This is a genomic window from Achromobacter xylosoxidans (assembly GCF_014490035.1).
Classification (GTDB): Bacteria; Pseudomonadota; Gammaproteobacteria; order Burkholderiales; family Burkholderiaceae_B; genus Achromobacter; species Achromobacter bronchisepticus_A.
On sequence record NZ_CP061008.1, the window covers coordinates 440725 to 456855 of the forward strand.

A 16131-nucleotide genomic window follows, 5' to 3' on the forward strand; every position below is an offset into this window, starting at 1 on the left:
GAGAGCAGTCCAGTCCGCCGCGGATCCTTGCGCGGACTGCCAACGCTCTTGATCCGATCGCCAAATCTGCAAGCTTCCTGCCGTCTCAGGTCGTAGTCTGCACATGCAGCCGGCTGGACTTGCAGCGGTGCAAGGCGCGGTAATGCTCCAGCGCGCGCCCGTTGGCGCCATAGGCGATGGACTCGATGCGCAGCAGGGGTTCGGGTTCCTTCATGCCCAGCAATTCGCAGGTCTGGGCGTCCGGCTGCACCGCGTCGATCCAACGTTCCGCGCGCACGATGCGCAGGCCGTACTGCCTGCGCAGCACGTCATACAGCGAGCGGTTTTCCAGGCGGGTGCGGTGCAGGCCCGGCACCAGATCGGCGGGCACGGCCGTTTCCACCAGCAATTGCAGTTCGCCGTCGACGCTGCGCAGGCGCTTGAGCGCCACGACCTGGTTGTCTTCAGTCAGCCCCAGCGAACTGGCTTCGTGCGTCGTGGGTGCGCGTAGTTCCTGCAGCAGCACCTGGGTGCGTACCGTGCGGCCCTTGCGTTCCATTTCGTCCGAAAAGCCCAGCACGGTGGACACGAAGTCTTCGTCGCGCTCGCGCGCCGATACGAAGGCGCCCTGGCCGCGGATCTTGTAGATCAGGCCGTTGCGGACCAGGTCCGCCAGCGCTTCGCGCACGACGATGCGCGAAATGCCATATTGCTCGCCGAACTCGGCCTCGGTGGGCAGCTTGTCGCCGACGGCCAGTTCGCCTTGCAGGATCTTGCCGCGCACCACGTCGCGGAACTGAGTCCAGAGCGGGGCGCCGGCGCTGCGGTCCAATATGGCTTCGGTGGAGATGGGGCTGCTCATGTCGTCAAAGAGTTTGAAATCGAACCTGTAGCCAAGGCGGATTCGGCGGGCTCTGCCCAGGACGCCTCGTCTGGAGGAAGTTGAACACAATGCCGGTCCCGCAGCGTCGCGGTGCAGGCTCGTAACTCGTCTTGCCGGCGCGCAAGGCTCCAGCCCAGCTCGGCCGCGGCGATATCCGCCAGTTCCGCCAGCAGTGCCGGCGTGACTTGGCCGCGGATGGCCAGCAAGGTGCGCCGGATCACCAGGTCGGCCAGGTGCTGCACAGCCGTTTCGCGGCACAGATAGCGGATCTCGGCGGTTGAATGATCTGGCGCGTGGCGCAAGGGCTTATCGCCCGCCGCGGCGAAATCCGCCGCCATGGCGCCTGCCCGTGAACCATAGCGCATGAACAGTTCGGCGACGCGCCCGCGGTCCAGCGCGGCGGCTGCCTGAATGCTGTCCAGAAAGCGTTGGCGTCCCGCCGCATCGGCAGGCATGCCCGCCCCGCCGCCGATAGCCACCTGCTCGGTCGACTGGCGCCGTGCGCGGCCCAGCTGCTGCAGCACCGCGTCGGCCGCCAGTTGCGCCAACGAACGGAAGGTCGTCCATTTGCCGCCGACCAGGCACACCATCGGCACCTCGCGCCGGGCGTTGGGCGGGTCGATCACCACCGCGTGATCGCGCGATATCTGTCCGGGCTTGTCGGCATCCGACTGGGCCAGCGGCCTGACGCCCACGTAAGTGTAGACCACGTCCTTGCGGCTGAAATGCAGGCGGGGAAACACCTCATGCAACACGTCGAGCAGGTAGTCGATCTCCGCCGGCTCGGTCGCGGCCAGGTCGGGATCATCAATCGGAATGTCGGTGGATCCCACCAGCACCCGGTCCAGGAACGGGTAGACGATGCACACCCGGCCGTCGGACGCTTCGAAGTAAGCCATGCGCCCCTGGAGCGCGGCGCGTAGCGCCGGATGGTCCAGGATCAGGTGTGATCCCTTGGTGCCCATGACGCGCGAGCCATCGCCTTCCAGGGCGCCGGCCGCGCGGTCCAGCCAGGCGCCCGTCGCGTTGACCACCGTGTCGGCCGTGACTTGCACGGATTCGCCGGTCAGCGCATCGCGCAGCGTAATGACGCGGCCTTGGCAAGCCGTCACGCCGCAGTAGTTCGATGCGGCCGAGGCCGGATGGCCGCGATGCGCATCGTCGATCAGCTCCAGCACCAGCCATTCCGGATGCCGTATCCAGGCGTCGTAGTACGTGGCCGTCCAGCGCACCGCCGCGCCGAACAGCGTACTGTCCGCCGCCGGCACGCGTTCGATGCGATGTTCCGGCATGACGCGCTGGTTGCGGCCCAGCTTGTCGTAGAGACGCAAGCCCAGTCCCACCACGCACCGCCCGCGCGCGCCCGGCGAGGCGTTCAGGCCGGCAAAGCGCAGCATGCTGCCCCACAGGCCGCCGAAGCGGCTGGATAGCGGCACCACGGTTTCCAGCGGCTGCACCAGATGCGCCGCGTTGCGCAGCAGCAGATTGCGTTCGCGCGTGGCTTCGGCCACCAGGGAAAAGGATCCGCTTTCCAGGTAGCGCAAGCCGCCGTGGATCATGCGCGATGGCGCGCTGCTGGCGCCTGCGGCCACATCGCCCTTGTCGACGATCAGGCAATCCACGCCCTGCAGCGACAGGTCGCGGAACACGCCAGCGCCGTTGATGCCCGCGCCAACGATCACGGTGGAAAAATGGCGGCCCGCCAAGGAGGCCGGGCGCACGAAAGGCGAGGTGCGCGGGCTCATCGGGCGGGTCCCGCAAGATGGCCGAAAGCAGGGGCCATGCGGTCCACCAAGCCATGGAAGCTGTCGTAGAAGTCGGCGTGCGCCTGCGCTTCGGCGGCAAGGGGCTCGACCCGTTCGCATGGGGCGGGCAGCAAGTCATCGCCGCCAGGGTTTTGCGACAGCGCGGCATACAAGGCGGCGCCGCGCGCGCCGGTTTCGTCGTCGCCGCAGCGTTCCACGGCGTGGCCCAGAAAGCCCGCCAGCAGGCGCGCCAAGCGCAAGTCCCGGGCGCCGCCGCCCAACGCGGCCACTCTGCCCGGCACGCCCAGACCAAGCGCCGCCAGGCGTTTCAGATGCCGCGCGTGCAACGCCACCACGGCGTCGACCACGGCGCGCGCCATGTGCGCGCGGGTGTGATGCCCTTGCAGGCCGACGTATCCCGCGCTGGCTCCCGCCGGCCAGCTGCCGCCATTGATGAAGGGCAGAAAACGCAGACCCTCGGCTCCCAAGGGCACCTCCATCGCGCAATTCACCGCCGCGGCCGCGTCCTGGAACTGCAGGGTGCGCGCCAGCCAGGCCACGTTCGCCATCGATGAGGGGCTGTTTTCCAGATAGAGCCTGCGATCCGGATCGCCGAAGCTGACGATGGCGCCGACTTCCGGCTTCGGTTCGCGGGCCGGCGCCACCACCGCATTCACGCACCAGGTGCCGAGTACGGCCACGGCATGGCCCTGGCGTTCTGCATTCACCGCTTTCAGCGAGGCGAGCAGATCGATTGCGCCCAGCGCCACGGGGAGACCGGCCGGCAAGCCGAAGGCGGCCGCCTGGGCTGGCAGTAGCCGGCCGATTGCGGCGCCGCTGGGCGCGATGGGCGCCAGCGCCGTGGCGGCCAGGCCGGACAGGCCGGCTGCCTCGCAAGCCATCGTGGACCAAGTCCCGGCATTGAGCGACAGCAGGCCCGCCGTACTGGCGTCGCTGGCGTCCGTGGCGATCTCGCCGGTCAACAGGAACCCCAGATAGTCCTTGGCGAACAGCAGGTGGCGGATGCGGCCGAGTTGACCGGCGTCCGCGCCGTAGAGTTCGGCCGCGATCAGCGACGACTGCCCCGACCATGGCCGGCAGCCGACTTCGTCATACAGCGCGTCGCCCATGCGGCGGCCCAGCGCCCGGGCGCGGGCGGCGGCGCGCTGGTCGGTCGATGCCACCGCGCGGCCTCCCAGCAGTTGGCCGCTGGCATCCAGCGCATACAAGCCGGCGCCATGGCCCGTGCAGCACAGCGCGCGCACGTCGGCCACGCGCGGACCCAGTTGGGCGGCCACGCCTTGCAAGGCCCGCGCCAGCGCCGTGTGGATGGCGTCCGCGGGCAGCTCGCAACCGCCTTGCGCCAATTGCCGATAGGGCAGCGCGCCGCCCGATGCGGCCAGAGTGGCGCCGCTCCCGGCCTCGAAGGCAACCGCCTTCAAGCCCGTGGAGCCCATGTCTATGCCGAGGTAGATGTCTGTTTTCATGTCATAACATTGTCTACGGAAATTTCACGCAGGATAGCAGTATTTCCCCTAGTAATTTAAAAAATCCGGCTGCAATATAGTTCAGCGATGTCATAACAACGATTCGACCGAAACAGGTTGAACAACAGGCACCGAGGGCTGCAGGGTTCTTGGAACGATGCGAAAAAAGGAGCGGAACATGAGACGAGATTTCTTGAAGACCGTAGCGGCGGCGGGCGCCGGCCTGGCGAGCGCCAACGCCTTTGCGCAGAACACCTCGCAAGCCCCCGGGCTGCGCGGCAACGCCAACGATGTCTACGTGATGAACGTGATGGTGTCCGGGGTGGAGTACTGGTTTCCTGTCTACGAAATGATGAAACAACTGGGCCATTCGCTCGGCGTGCGCACCCGCTATTCGGGCACGCCCGAATACGACGTCAACAAGCAGCTGGCCTCGTTCGAGCAGGAACTGGCGCGCAAGCCGGCCGGCATCCTGCTGCATCCCATGAACCCCGACCCCTTCATCGAACCCATCAACCGCGCCGCGGCCATGGGCATTCCGGTGGTGACCTTCGCGGCCGACTCGCCCAATTCCAAGCGCGTGTCGTTTGTCACGTCCGACAACGACCGCGAAGGCGCGCAGGCCGCCGACGCCATTGCGGCCTCGCTCAATGGCAAGGGCGAGTACGCGGTGCTGGAAAACCCCGGTCAGGACAACCATGACCGCCGCGTCGCCGCCTTCATCAATCGCATGAAGACCCAGCACCCCGGCATGAAGCTGGTGGGCCGCGCGGCCAGCAACCAGGATCCGAACAAGGCATACCAGGCCACGCTGAGCCTGGCGCAGGCCAACCCCGGCCTGGGCGCGCTGTTCATGCCCGAAGCCAATTCGGCGCTGGGCGCGGCGCAGGCCTCCATCGAGACCAAGAAGAACATCAAGGTCCTGTGCTGCGACGTGAACGCCAAGATCCTGGACATGATCAAGTCGGGCGAGGTCTTCGGCTCCGTCAACCCGAACCAGGGCGTGCAGGGCTACATGGGCATGATGCTGCTGTTCCTGGCGCGCAACCAGCAACTGATCGACCCGATGAACGACGCCAAGCGCAACGGCACCAACCCCATGGCCGTGCCGTTCCTGGACAACGGCCTGTCCATCGTCAGCAAGGCGAACGCCGACGACTTCTATTGGGACAAGTACCTGGCGCGTCGCGGCACCAAGGGCATCAACGAATGAAGGCGCCCGCAGCGCTGCTGGAACTGCAAGGCATCAGCAAGCAGTTCGGCGCGTCCAAAGCCCTGGCCGACGTGCGCTTCACGCTGCGCCGGGGCGAAATCCATGCCTTGTGCGGCGAGAACGGCGCTGGCAAGTCGACGCTGATGAAGATCATCGACGGCATCCATCAGCCGGACAGCGGCGACATCTACCTGGAAGGCGAGCGCGTGGTCATCAATGGGCCGGCCCATGCGATGCGCCTGGGCATCGGCCTGGTCCACCAGGAAATCTCGCTCTGCGGCGACGCGACCGTGGCCGAGAACATCTTCATGCCCATGATCAGCGCCGGCGCGCAGGCCTGGATGGACTATGCCGGCCTGCAAGAGCGCGCCGCGGCCGTGCTGCGGCGGCTGGGCCAGGACATCGATCCGGGCTTGCGGGTCGATGCGCTGGGCATATCCAGCCAGCAGTTGGTCGAGATCGCCCGCGCCTTGACGCTGGACTGCAAGGTGCTGATCCTGGACGAACCCACCGCCGCGTTGACGGAAGTGGAGTCCGTGGCGCTGTTCCGCGTATTGCATGACCTCAAGGCCCAGGGCATCGGCATCGTCTACATCAGTCACCGCATGGCCGAGATCTTCGAGCACTGCGACCGCGTCACGGTGTTGCGGGACGGCCGCGACGTGCACAGCGCCGATATTGCGGCGCTTTCTCCGGATGCGCTGGTGCGCTGCATGGTGGGCCGCGACCTGGGCAACTATTACCCGCCCCGGCAGGCGGCTGGCGATGCGCCGGCCGAGACCCTGCTGGAAGTCGAGGACCTCGCCGATGGCGCCGCCGTCCACGGCATCTCGTTCACGCTGCGCCGGGGCGAAATCCTGGGCATCTCCGGCCTGATGGGCGCGGGCCGCAGCGAGCTGGCCGAAACCGTGTGCGGCCTGCGGCGCGCGCGGCGAGGCGCCGTGCGGCTGCGCGGCCAGCCCCTGCGGCTGCGCCGCTACGCCGATGCCCTGCGCCACGGCATCGCCTACCTGAGCGAAGACCGCAAGGCCGCCGGCCTGTTCCTGGACATGCCGATCGAGCAGAACGTGTCTTCGATGGCGCTGCGCCGCATCAGCTCGCGCTTCGGCCTGCTCAAACGCACGGCGGAACGCAGCCTGGCCGTCGAGCTGGGCGCCCGGCTCAGGCTCAAGTCGGACGGCGTGGCGATCGATGCCAGTTGCCTGTCGGGGGGCAACCAGCAGAAGGTGGCCATCGCCAAACTGCTGGCGACCCGCCCCTCGGTGCTGCTGATGGACGAACCGACGCGCGGCGTGGACGTCGGCGCCAAATCCGAGATCCATCACCTGCTGCGCGACCTGGCCAATCAGGGCGTGGGCGTGGTGGTGATCTCGTCCGAGCTGCCGGAGATCATCGGGCTGTGCGACCGGGCCCTGGTCATACGCAACGGCAGGCTCGCCGGAGAACTGGCGGCAAGCGAGATGACGGAAGAAAAACTGCTGCGGCTGGCCTCGGGCCTGACCGCCGAGGAGGCCACATGACGAGCGACCTGAAAACCCAGCCGGCGGCGCAAGCGGTCCTGATGCCTCCCTCCGCCGGCCTGCCGACGGAGCCCCGCCCAGGGCGCCGGCTGGGCAGCTTCCGCGAAGCGGGACTGCTGCTGATCATTGCCGCGTTGTGCGTCGTCATGAGTTTCGCATCGCCGCATTTCCTGACTTGGGAAAACGTGCGCGCCATGCTGCTGTCGTTTTCCATCGAAGGCATCGTGGTGGTCGGCATGACCATTCTGGTCATCGTCGGCGGCATCGACTTGTCGGTGGGCTCGGTGGTCTGCCTGGCCATGGTCATCACCGGCAAGCTCTTCCTGCTGGGGCTGGACCCATGGACCGCGAGCCTGGCCGCGATCGCCGTCTGCACGATGGTGGGCGCGCTTATCGGCGGCTGCGTCACGCGCATCGGCCTCAGCCATTTCATCGCGTCGCTGGCGTTCATGGTGATCGTGCGCGGCCTGTGCCTGGCGATTACCCAGGGTACGCCGCAATCGCTGTTCTCATTGCCCCCGCAGTTCAAGTTCATCGGGCAGGGATCCATCGCGGGCATACCCGCCGTCATCCTGATCTTCGCAGCCATCGTCGTCGTCAGCGACTTCGCGTTGCGCCGCGCCTCCTTGTTGCGCAAGGTGTTCTACACCGGCAGCAATGAAAAGGCGGCGCTCTATGCCGGCATCCGCACCGGCCGCGTGAAGTTCTGGGTCACGGTGCTGTGCTCGACCTTGGCCGGCGTCGCCGGCGTGGTCTACACGGCCCGCTTCGGCGCTGCCACGCCCAACTTCGGCGTGGGCATGGAACTCAACGTCATCGCGGCGGTGGTGATCGGCGGCGCCAGCCTCAAGGGCGGTTCGGGCACCGTGCTGGGCGCGGTGTTGGGCCTGGCCCTGCTGTCGGTTGTCACCAGCTCGCTCATCCTGCTGGACGTGTCGCCGTACTGGCAAGACGTCGTGAAGGGGCTGATCCTGCTGGGCGCCGTCACCGTCGACCATCTCATGAACGTCAAAAAGGTTTCCCGATGAAGACTACAACACTGGGCGCGTCCGGCATCGTCTGCGAATCCGTCGGCCTGGGCACCTGGGCCATGGGCGGCTGGATGTGGGGCGGCGGGGACGATGCGGCCGCCATTGCCGCCATCCAGGCGTCCCTCGACGCGGGCGTGCGGCTCATCGACACCGCGCCTGCCTATGGCCTGGGGCATGCCGAAAGCCTGGTCGGCCAGGCCCTCAAGGGGCGCCGCCAGCAAGCCGTCATCGCCACCAAATGCGGACTGGTCTGGCACACCCGCCAAGGCGAGCATTTCTTCGACGAGGAAGGCCAGGCCGTGCACCGCCACCTGGGCCGCGCCTCCATCTTCCACGAAGTGGAGCAAAGCCTGGCGCGGCTGCAGACGGACTACATCGACCTCTACATCACCCATTGGCAGGACGCCGGCACGCCCGTCGCCGAGACCATGGACGCCCTGTTGGATCTGAAGCGGCAAGGCAAGATCCGCGCCATCGGCGTCAGCAACGTGGATCCCGGCACCTTGACGGAATACCTGCGCCATGGCCCGGTCGACGCCATCCAGGAACGCTACAGCCTGATCGACCGCGAGATCGAAGCCACGCTGATGCCGCTGTGCCGCCGCCACAACGTCGGCACCCTCGGGTACTCCTCGCTGGCGCTCGGCCTGCTGGCGGGCCCCATCGATCCGCAACGCCGCTTTACCGGCGACGACCAGCGTGCCGGCAACCCCCGCTTCAGCGTCGCCAACCGCAGCCGGCTGCAAGGCTTCTTCGCGGAACTGGAGCCGCTGCGCCAGCGGCTGGACTGCTCGGCTTCGCAGCTGATGATCGCCTGGACCACGCGCCCAGGCGGCGTGTCCGTGGCGCTGTGCGGCGCCCGCACGCCGCAGCAGGCCATGCAGAACGCCGGCGCCGCCGCGCTGGAACTGTCGCCTGAAGACCTCGGCGCCATCGACCAGGCGGCCGGGCGCCACCTGCAAACACTGGATTGAACAAGGAATTCCCATGCTGCACAGAAAAGAAGCGCGTCTGAACCGGCTGCTGAACGGCGGCCGTTGCCTGGACATCGCCGTCGACCACGGCGTTTGCAATGAACCCAGCTTCCTGTCCGGACTGGAGGACATGCCGGCCGTGATGGAACAGCTGGCCGCGGCGCGGCCCGACGCCATCCAGCTGAACTACGGCCAGGCCGACCTGCTGCAGCAGCGTCCAGGCCGGGACAAGCCCGCGCTGGTCATGCGCCTGGACATGGGCAACCCCTACAATGCCACGGTCCATCGCGTCATGTGGGCCGTGCTGCAGAACGAGCAGGACCCGGTGCTGCCTGCGGTTCAGATGGACGCGGCCTGCGTGGTGGTCAACCTGTTCATGCTGCCGGACGAACCCGACCTGTTTCGCCAATGCGTCGCCAACATCGCGCGAGTCCGCGCGGACTGCGACCGCTACGGCATGCCGCTGATGATCGAACCCCTGGTCATGGCCCCGCACTCAGCGCGCGGCGGCTACATGGTCGATGGCGACGCCGAGAAGATCGTCACGCTGGTCAGGCTGGCGCGTGAAATGGGCGCCGATATCGTCAAGGCCGACCCCACCACCGCCACGCGCGATTTCCATCGCGTGGTGCAGGCGGCGCGCTGCCCGGTGCTGGTGCGCGGCGGCGGCCGCGAAGACCTGCGCCAGGTCTTCGAGCGGTCGCGCGAATTGCTGGATGAAGGCGCGGTGGGGCTGGTGTATGGCCGCAATGTCTACCAGCACGCCGATCCGTCCTCAGTGGTGCGGGCGCTGATGGCCATGATCCACGACAACGCGAGCGCCAGGCAGGCGTGGGATCTTTACGAAGCAGGCGGCCGATAGGGCGCGCGGCGCTTCGGCCGCACGGTTCCTAGTGCTCCTCCTTGGCATGGTTTATCGTGTACTTGGGAATGGCGACGGTAAGGTCTTCCTCCGCGACGATCGCCTGACAGCTCAGGCGGGACTGCGCTTCCAACCCCCAGGCGCGGTCGAGCTGATCCTCTTCGGACTCATTCGCTTCGTTCAAGGATTCGAAACCCTTGCGCACGATGCAATGGCAGGTGGTGCAGGCGGCACTCATGTCGCATGCATGTTCTATTGCAATGCCGTTGGCCAGCAAGGCCTCGCAGATCGTGGCGCCGGCCTGCACCTCCAGCTCGGCGCCTTCGGGCGCCAGTTCTGCGTGTGGGAGTACGGTGATCTTGGGCATATCTGATTCCTGTTCAAGGACGTCTCCCTGTTCAAAGGAAGGCGTAGTGGCGTAAGAGAAGCCTGGGGCTTACCAACGTTGGAATGTCAAGGCCGCCAGAAATGCGCGAGAACCCTGTGGAAATCCACACGATCGGTCTAAAATCCGCACACGTTTCGATCCGTGCCTGCACAAGCGGCAGGTCCCTCGCACGTAACATCCCACGCCATTGCAGCCTGCCATCGGTCAGACTTCCGCTTCCGCGCCGCCAAGTTCGTCCTATGCCGCCCGCATCCATCAGGTGCAGGTCGACGCATTGCGCCGAAGCTTTCCGTTCGCCCTGGCCGGGTCGCTGATCAGCGCCTGTTTTTCCGCGTTCGCCTTGGTCGGCGTGCTGCCCCAGCACGAGATCCTGCTATGGCTGGGCGCCACGCTGATGGTGGGCGCGCTGCGCTGGGCCGCAGTGGTGGCCTACGACCGCCATCGCACCGATCCGTCGGCGGCGCAGCGCTGGGTGCGCCGGATGCTGGCCGGCAACCTGTGTTCCGGCATTCTGTGGGGCTTGCCGTTCGCCTATTGGACCTTTTTCGTCCCGCTGGAGTACCAGCTGTTCTTCATCGTCATCCTGTTCGGACTGGGCACCGGCGCCATCTATTCGAACTACATGATGCTGCCGGTGATGTACGCGTTCGAGGTGCCGGCCTTCGCGCCGATGTTCATCGCGCTGGCGGCGCAGCCTTCCGCCATCCATCTGGCGCTGGTGACGGGCGGTCTCGCATATCTGATCGCGACCCTGGCCTTCATCCATCGCATGAACCGCACCCACCTGGACGCGCTGCGGCTGGGTTATGAGAACCTGGCGCTGCTGGAACAGGTGCGCCAGGAGAAGATAGCCGCCGAACGCAGCGACCTGGAGAAGTCCCGCTTTCTGGCGGCGGCCAGCCACGACCTGCGCCAGCCCGTGCACGCGGTGAACCTGTTCCTGGGCCTGCTGGCCAACGAGCCCTTGTCCCGGCACGGACGCTATCTGGTCGATAACATCACCAGCGCGCTGTCGGCGATGGGCCATCTGTTCGACGCCTTGCTGAACCTGTCGCGGCTGGACGCCGGCGTCATCGAGCCTCGTTTCGAGACGTTCAGGATGCAGCCGCTGCTGGACCAGCTGAAGGCCGAGTACGCGCCGCAGGCGGGCGAGAAGGGGATACGGCTGCGGGTGCGCGCGTGCGCGGCCAGCGTGCGTTCGGATCCCGTGCTGCTGGAGCGCATGCTGCGCAACCTGATCAGCAATGCCATCGTGCACTCCGACGGCGGCCGCGTCCTGGTGGGCTGCCGCAGGCGCGGAAGCCGATTGCGCATCGAGGTCTGGGACAACGGCCCGGGGATCCCGAAGGCCGAGCAGGAGCGCGTCTTCTGGGAGTTCCATCAACTGGCCAATCCCGAGCGCGACCGCAGCAAGGGCCTGGGGTTGGGCCTGGCGATCGTGCGCCGCACCGCCAGGCTGCTGGCCCACGAACTGGCGCTGCGCTCGGAAGAAGGCCGCAGCACGGTTTTCACGGTCACGGCGCCGCTGTCGGATCCGGCCGCGGCAGGCCTTTCGATCACGGATGCCAATGTAGGACTGCCACGGGCGCCTGCAAGCGAAGACAACCTGCGCGGCAAGCTGGCGTTGCTGGTGGACGACGACGCGCAGAACCTGGCGGGCCTGTCCATGTTGTTCGAAAGCTGGGGCTGCCGCGTCATCGCCGCGACCAGCGGCAATGCGCTGTTCGAGCGCGTGCTGCCGCTGGCCGAGACGCCTGCCCTGATCGTCACCGATTACCGGCTGCGCGAACACGAGACCGGCATCCACGTGATCGAAAGGCTGCGCGAGGAATACAACGATCCCGATCTGCCTGCCTTGCTGGTCAGCGGCGACACCGATCCGGCGCGCCTGACGGAAGCCGCCGAGCGCGGCGTGCCGCTCTTGCACAAGCCCGTGCAAGTCCAGGCCCTGCGCGAGCACGTGACGGGCCTGCTGCATGCCAGAGCGGCTGCGTCCCTTACCGGAGATGCCGAATGACGGCAGTGTTATTGGTTGACGACCACGCCATGTTCCGCGAAGCGCTGGTGATGGCGTTGGGCCAGGGCGTGCCCGGCCTGACGATCCATCCCGCGGCCAGCGGCCAGGAAGCGCTGGAGGTGTTGGACCGGCATACCGCGATCCAGCACGTCATCATGGATTTCTATCTGCCCGACATGGCCGGGGCCGACCTGCTCAAACGCTTGCGTCAGCGCCGATCGCAGCTGCGCATCCTGGTGCTGTCGGCCTCGCAAGATCCCGATGACATGCGCCGGGCGCTGGAAGCTGGCGCGCAGGGCTTCCTGAACAAGTCCGCCAGCTGCCAGGAGCTGGCCGCCGCGCTGGAAGCGGTCAGCGAGGCGGCGCCACCGCAGCGCAGCGCGTTGTCCGCAGGTGACCAGGACGAAGCGGCCTTGCTGCGCGCGCTGACTCCGCGCCAGGTCGAGGTGCTGTGCCTGATGTGCGACGGGCTGCGCAACAAGGAAATCTCGGAACGGCTGAACATGACCGAGAAGACCGTCAAGACGCACGTGTCGGCCATCCTGGGCACGCTGGGCGTGCTCAATCGTACGCAGGCGACGCTAGTGGCGCGGCGCGGCGGCGTGTTCGGGAAGCCGGTCTAGGCGGCTGTCCGCTGTCGCTGGCGACCTTGCCGGCCACGAGCGAGATCTCGCGTCCGGCTGCCGCGATCGTGTCGGGCCGGTGCGCCACGATCACCCGCGTCATGTCGAGCCTGGCGATGGCCGTGTTGACGATCCGTTCGCGTTCAAGGTCCAGGTGGCTGGTGGCCTCGTCCAGGAACAGGATGGCGGGCTGCTTGTACAGCGCCCGCGCCAGCAGCACCCGCTGCTTCTGGCCGCCCGACAGCACCGTGCCCATGTCTCCCACCAGCGTGTTGTAGCCCATGGGCATGGCGCTGATGTCGTCGTGGATCGCGGCGATTGCGGCGCAGCGGCTGGCGCGGTCAGGGTCGTATTGCGGATCGAAGAAGCTGATGTTCTCGCCGATGGATCCGGCGAAGAGGACGTCGTCCTGCAATACCGTGCCGGCGATTCGGCGCAGGGCGGCCGCGCCCGCGCCTCGCGCCGGCACTCCGTCTATCAGCACTTCACCGTCGGTCGGCGTCAGGACGCCCAGCAGGATGTTGATCAAAGTGGTCTTGCCGCCGCCGGAAGGCCCGGTGATCGCGACCGACTCGCCTGGCTCGATCCTGAAGCTGATGTCGTCCAGCACATACGGTTCCTGCGGCCCGTACCGGAAGCGCAGATTGCGGACTTCGATGACGGGCGAGCGCGGGTGCTCATCCTGCACTGGCAACCTTTCGTCGACCGGCTCGGGTGTTTCGCGCACGATGTCGGCCAGGCGTTCGCCTTGCAGCCGCAGCATCCTCACCTCCACCAGCTTGTCCAGCAGCGCTGCCACGCGCTGGTCGAACAAGGTCTTGTAGACGATGAAGGCGAGCAGGGCGCCCACGGTGAACTGGCCGTCCAGCACCAGTCTTGCGCCCAGCCACAGTATCGCGATGGAGGACAGGCCGAACAGCAAGCCGTTGAACGTGCGGAAGAACAGCGTCCATTTCTGCACGCGCAGGTCGGCGTTGATCTCGTTGACCAACAGCGACAGCCAGCGGGAGCGCCGGTCGTCCTGATGCTGGAACAGTTTGATCGCCTTGACGCCCCGCACGGTTTCCAGGAAATGCGATTGCTCCTTGGCGGCGTGCACGATGTGCTCTTCGGTGGCGTAATGCAGCGGCGCATAGCCGGACCAGCGGGCCAGTCCGTACAAGGCCATGGCGCCCACCGCGATCCATGCCAGGGGCGGGCTGTACAGGAACATCAGCACCAGCGTGATCAGCATGACCAGGCCGTCCAGCAACGCCTCCAGGAAGGACGTCGTCACGGTGCGCTGTATGGCGTCGATGGCGCCGAAGCGCGACACCACGTCGCCCAGGTGCCGCTTCTCGAAGTAAGCCACCGGCAGGCGCAGCAGATGCGTGAAGACGTTGGTGCGCCATTGCAGGTTCAGCGTGGTGCCCATGACCATCAGCATCCAGCTGCGCGCCACCGAAGTCAGCTGCTTCATGATCATCAGCAGTCCGAAGGCCAGCGCCAGCGTGGTCAGCAGATCCCGGTCCCCGGTGTTCAGCACATGGTCCACCACCCATTGCAGGAAGAACGGCTGGACCACGGTGAGGATTTCCAGCGCCAGCGCCAGCAGCAGCACCTGCGAGAACGCGCCGCCCAGGCCGGAAACCCTGCCGGTCAGCTCGCGCAGCCGTACGCGCTTGTGATCCCGGGCCTCCTGGAAATCGGGCGTGGGCCAGAGTTCCAGCGCGACTCCCGTGAACGATGCGGACAGTTCGCCGATGGAGCATTTGCGCGTGCCGCTGGCAGGATCGATCAGCGTGGCCGAGCGGCCGTTGATGGCCGTCAGCACCACGAAGTGATTGAACTCCCAATGCAGGATGCAGGGCAGCTTCAGCTTGCCCAAGGCGCCCAGGCTGACCTTGACCGGCCGCGACGCCAATCCTAGCTGGCTGGCGACGTGGATCAGGGTGGCCAGCGTCGCGCCCTTGAGCGATACGGGAAAGCGGCCGCGCAGGGTGGCCAGGCTTTGCTCATGGCCGTGATAGCCCGCGATCATGCCCACGCAGGCCAGGCCGCATTCGGCGGCCTCGGTCTGCAGCAGCCTGGGCACGCGCCGTTTGACTCCCAGCGTCAGGCGTTCGAGCATGTTCATAGTTTCCCCGACAGCCGCTGGGCGGGATCGAACGCCCATTGGTACAGGCGGCGCGTCTGCTGCAGGATGTCCGCTTCCAGCCGCATGCCGGGCCGCAGCGCCAGCGCCTCTCCGTGGGGGCCGCGCGCAGGGGTATCCAGCGACACCGTGATCCGGTACAGATCCTCCTGCGCATCGCCATTCGCGGCGGCTTCATTCAATTGCCATTCGGGCAAGGCGGTGCGCGTCACGGTCTGGACCACGCCGGACTGCTGTCCGAAGGTCTGATACGGGTAGGCCGCGAAACGCATGAGCACCTGGTCGCCGGGCGCGACGAAGCCGACGGCGCGGCTGGGCGCCAGCAGTTCGGCCTGCAGGCGGGCGCCGTCGGGGACGATGGTGGCCAGCGGCCGCTTGGCGTCCACGGCCTGGCCCGCCGCGGCGGTGACGGCGGTCGCGACGCCCGCCTGGGGGGCGGAGATGACGACGCGGCGCCTGGCTTCGCTGCGGCTGAGGTCCACGGCAATGTCGGCCATGTCCCGGTCCAGCTGCGCCAGCTGGTTCTGTTGCCGCAACGACAGGTCCGCCAGCGCGGCCTGGCGGTTGGACAGGTCCATGGCCAGCCCGATGCGGTCGCGCAGCAGCGCCTGCAGCTGATTGCGCTGTTCCAGCAGTTCGGCGCGCTTCTGGTCGGCTTCCTCGGCGGACAGATAGCCTTTTTCCATCAGGCCGTGATAGCGGTGCGCGCTGTCTTCGGCCAATTTGATGCGGGCGCGCTGCCCCTCGATCTGGCTGTCCATGGCGGTCAGCTGGGCCTTCAGGCTGGCGATTGCCGTGGCCTGGTTGTCGTGTTCGCCCTGCTGCAGCAATAGCGTCTTCTGGCGCGCCAGCCGCAGGCTTTCTTCGCGCTGCCGGATCTGGCCGCTGATCGCCTCCTGGGTTTCGCCCAGGGCGCTTTGCTGATCGCCCGACACCACGTAGAGCACCTCGCCAGCGGCGACATGCTGGCCTTCCTGGACCCGGCGTTCAAGCACGATGCCGGCCTGCGGCACGTAAAGCTTGATGAGCCCGGTGTCGGGCGCCAGCTGGCCGCTCACGGTCGCGCGTTTGGTGTACGAGCCAAAGGCAAGAAAGAGACAGACGGCCAGCACGAAACCCGCCAGCACGGCGGTGACCAGTGCGAACGACACCGGCCGGATCAGGACGATATCGCCCAGCCCGACGGAGCGTTGTGCGGCAAGCGCCTGTTTGCGATAGAGCGTCACGGCGTTGGAGGCAGCCCAGGAAAGCGTGGTGAGCAAAAGCCGGCCGGCA

At 67.0% G+C, this 16131-nt stretch carries 13 protein-coding genes; 7 read left to right on the forward strand and 6 right to left on the reverse strand.

Annotated features, from left to right (window positions below; all coding sequences use genetic code 11):
* Window positions 1-85: 85 nt before the first annotated feature.
* From IAG39_RS02090 to IAG39_RS02100, 3 genes are read right to left on the reverse strand one after another with little or no spacing between them, the layout of a single operon-like run.
* The gene (locus tag IAG39_RS02090) at window positions 86-841 is read right to left on the reverse strand and encodes a GntR family transcriptional regulator (RefSeq protein ID WP_118933431.1); all 756 of its coding nucleotides are present in this window, start codon (window positions 839-841) and stop codon (window positions 86-88) included.
* Entirely contained in the window at window positions 838-2607 is a 1770-nt protein-coding gene (locus tag IAG39_RS02095; RefSeq protein WP_118933432.1) for a glycerol-3-phosphate dehydrogenase/oxidase, read from the reverse strand. The genes IAG39_RS02090 and IAG39_RS02095 overlap by 4 nt, the downstream gene beginning before the upstream one ends.
* Window positions 2604-4094 carry an FGGY family carbohydrate kinase gene (locus IAG39_RS02100; protein WP_118933433.1) on the reverse strand — a complete coding sequence of 497 codons (1491 nt, stop codon included), beginning with the start codon at window positions 4092-4094 and terminating at the stop codon, window positions 2604-2606. Before IAG39_RS02100 ends, IAG39_RS02095 begins: the two co-directional genes overlap by 4 nt.
* A 178-nt stretch (window positions 4095-4272) precedes the next feature.
* Between IAG39_RS02100 and IAG39_RS02105 the strand changes: the two genes are divergently transcribed.
* Genes IAG39_RS02105 through IAG39_RS02125 form a run of 5 tightly spaced genes read left to right on the forward strand, consistent with a single transcriptional unit; the run spans window position 4273 to window position 9694 of the window.
* Window positions 4273-5307: a substrate-binding domain-containing protein gene (locus IAG39_RS02105; protein WP_118933434.1), complete on the forward strand. Its 1035-nt coding sequence runs from the start codon at window positions 4273-4275 to the stop codon at window positions 5305-5307.
* The gene (locus tag IAG39_RS02110; protein WP_118933435.1) at window positions 5304-6827 is read left to right on the forward strand and encodes a sugar ABC transporter ATP-binding protein; all 1524 of its coding nucleotides are present in this window, start codon (window positions 5304-5306) and stop codon (window positions 6825-6827) included. The genes IAG39_RS02105 and IAG39_RS02110 overlap by 4 nt, the downstream gene beginning before the upstream one ends.
* A gap of 41 nt (window positions 6828-6868) precedes the next feature.
* Window positions 6869-7855, forward strand: coding sequence for an ABC transporter permease (locus IAG39_RS02115; RefSeq protein WP_118933467.1), 987 nt, complete (start codon window positions 6869-6871; stop codon window positions 7853-7855).
* Window positions 7852-8832: an aldo/keto reductase gene (locus IAG39_RS02120; protein ID WP_118933436.1), complete on the forward strand. Its 981-nt coding sequence runs from the start codon at window positions 7852-7854 to the stop codon at window positions 8830-8832. The genes IAG39_RS02115 and IAG39_RS02120 overlap by 4 nt, the downstream gene beginning before the upstream one ends.
* Window positions 8833-8845: 13 nt before the next feature.
* Window positions 8846-9694 (forward strand): class I fructose-bisphosphate aldolase, encoded by an 849-nt coding sequence (locus IAG39_RS02125; protein ID WP_118933437.1) that lies wholly within the window; start codon window positions 8846-8848, stop codon window positions 9692-9694.
* A gap of 28 nt (window positions 9695-9722) precedes the next feature.
* Here IAG39_RS02125 and fdx read toward each other — a convergent pair whose 3' ends face one another.
* Window positions 9723-10061, reverse strand: a complete 339-nt coding sequence (gene fdx, locus IAG39_RS02130; protein WP_118933438.1) for an ISC system 2Fe-2S type ferredoxin — start codon at window positions 10059-10061, stop codon at window positions 9723-9725.
* A 208-nt stretch (window positions 10062-10269) separates the two neighbouring features.
* Here fdx and IAG39_RS02135 point away from each other — a divergent pair, with 208 nt between their 5' ends.
* Window positions 10270-12099: a hybrid sensor histidine kinase/response regulator gene (locus IAG39_RS02135; RefSeq protein WP_118933439.1), complete on the forward strand. Its 1830-nt coding sequence runs from the start codon at window positions 10270-10272 to the stop codon at window positions 12097-12099.
* Window positions 12096-12722 (forward strand): response regulator transcription factor, encoded by a 627-nt coding sequence (locus IAG39_RS02140; RefSeq protein WP_118933440.1) that lies wholly within the window; start codon window positions 12096-12098, stop codon window positions 12720-12722. Before IAG39_RS02135 ends, IAG39_RS02140 begins: the two co-directional genes overlap by 4 nt.
* Here the strand turns inward: IAG39_RS02140 and IAG39_RS02145 are convergent.
* Together IAG39_RS02145 and IAG39_RS02150 are read right to left on the reverse strand one after the other, a co-directional pair.
* Entirely contained in the window at window positions 12661-14838 is a 2178-nt protein-coding gene (locus IAG39_RS02145; protein WP_165867896.1) for a peptidase domain-containing ABC transporter, read from the reverse strand. The two genes, IAG39_RS02140 and IAG39_RS02145, sit on opposite strands and share 62 nt — an antisense overlap.
* On the reverse strand, window positions 14835-16118 hold the full coding sequence (locus tag IAG39_RS02150) for an HlyD family secretion protein (RefSeq protein ID WP_118933442.1): 1284 nt from the start codon (window positions 16116-16118) through the stop codon (window positions 14835-14837). The genes IAG39_RS02145 and IAG39_RS02150 overlap by 4 nt, the downstream gene beginning before the upstream one ends.
* Window positions 16119-16131 lie beyond the last annotated feature (13 nt).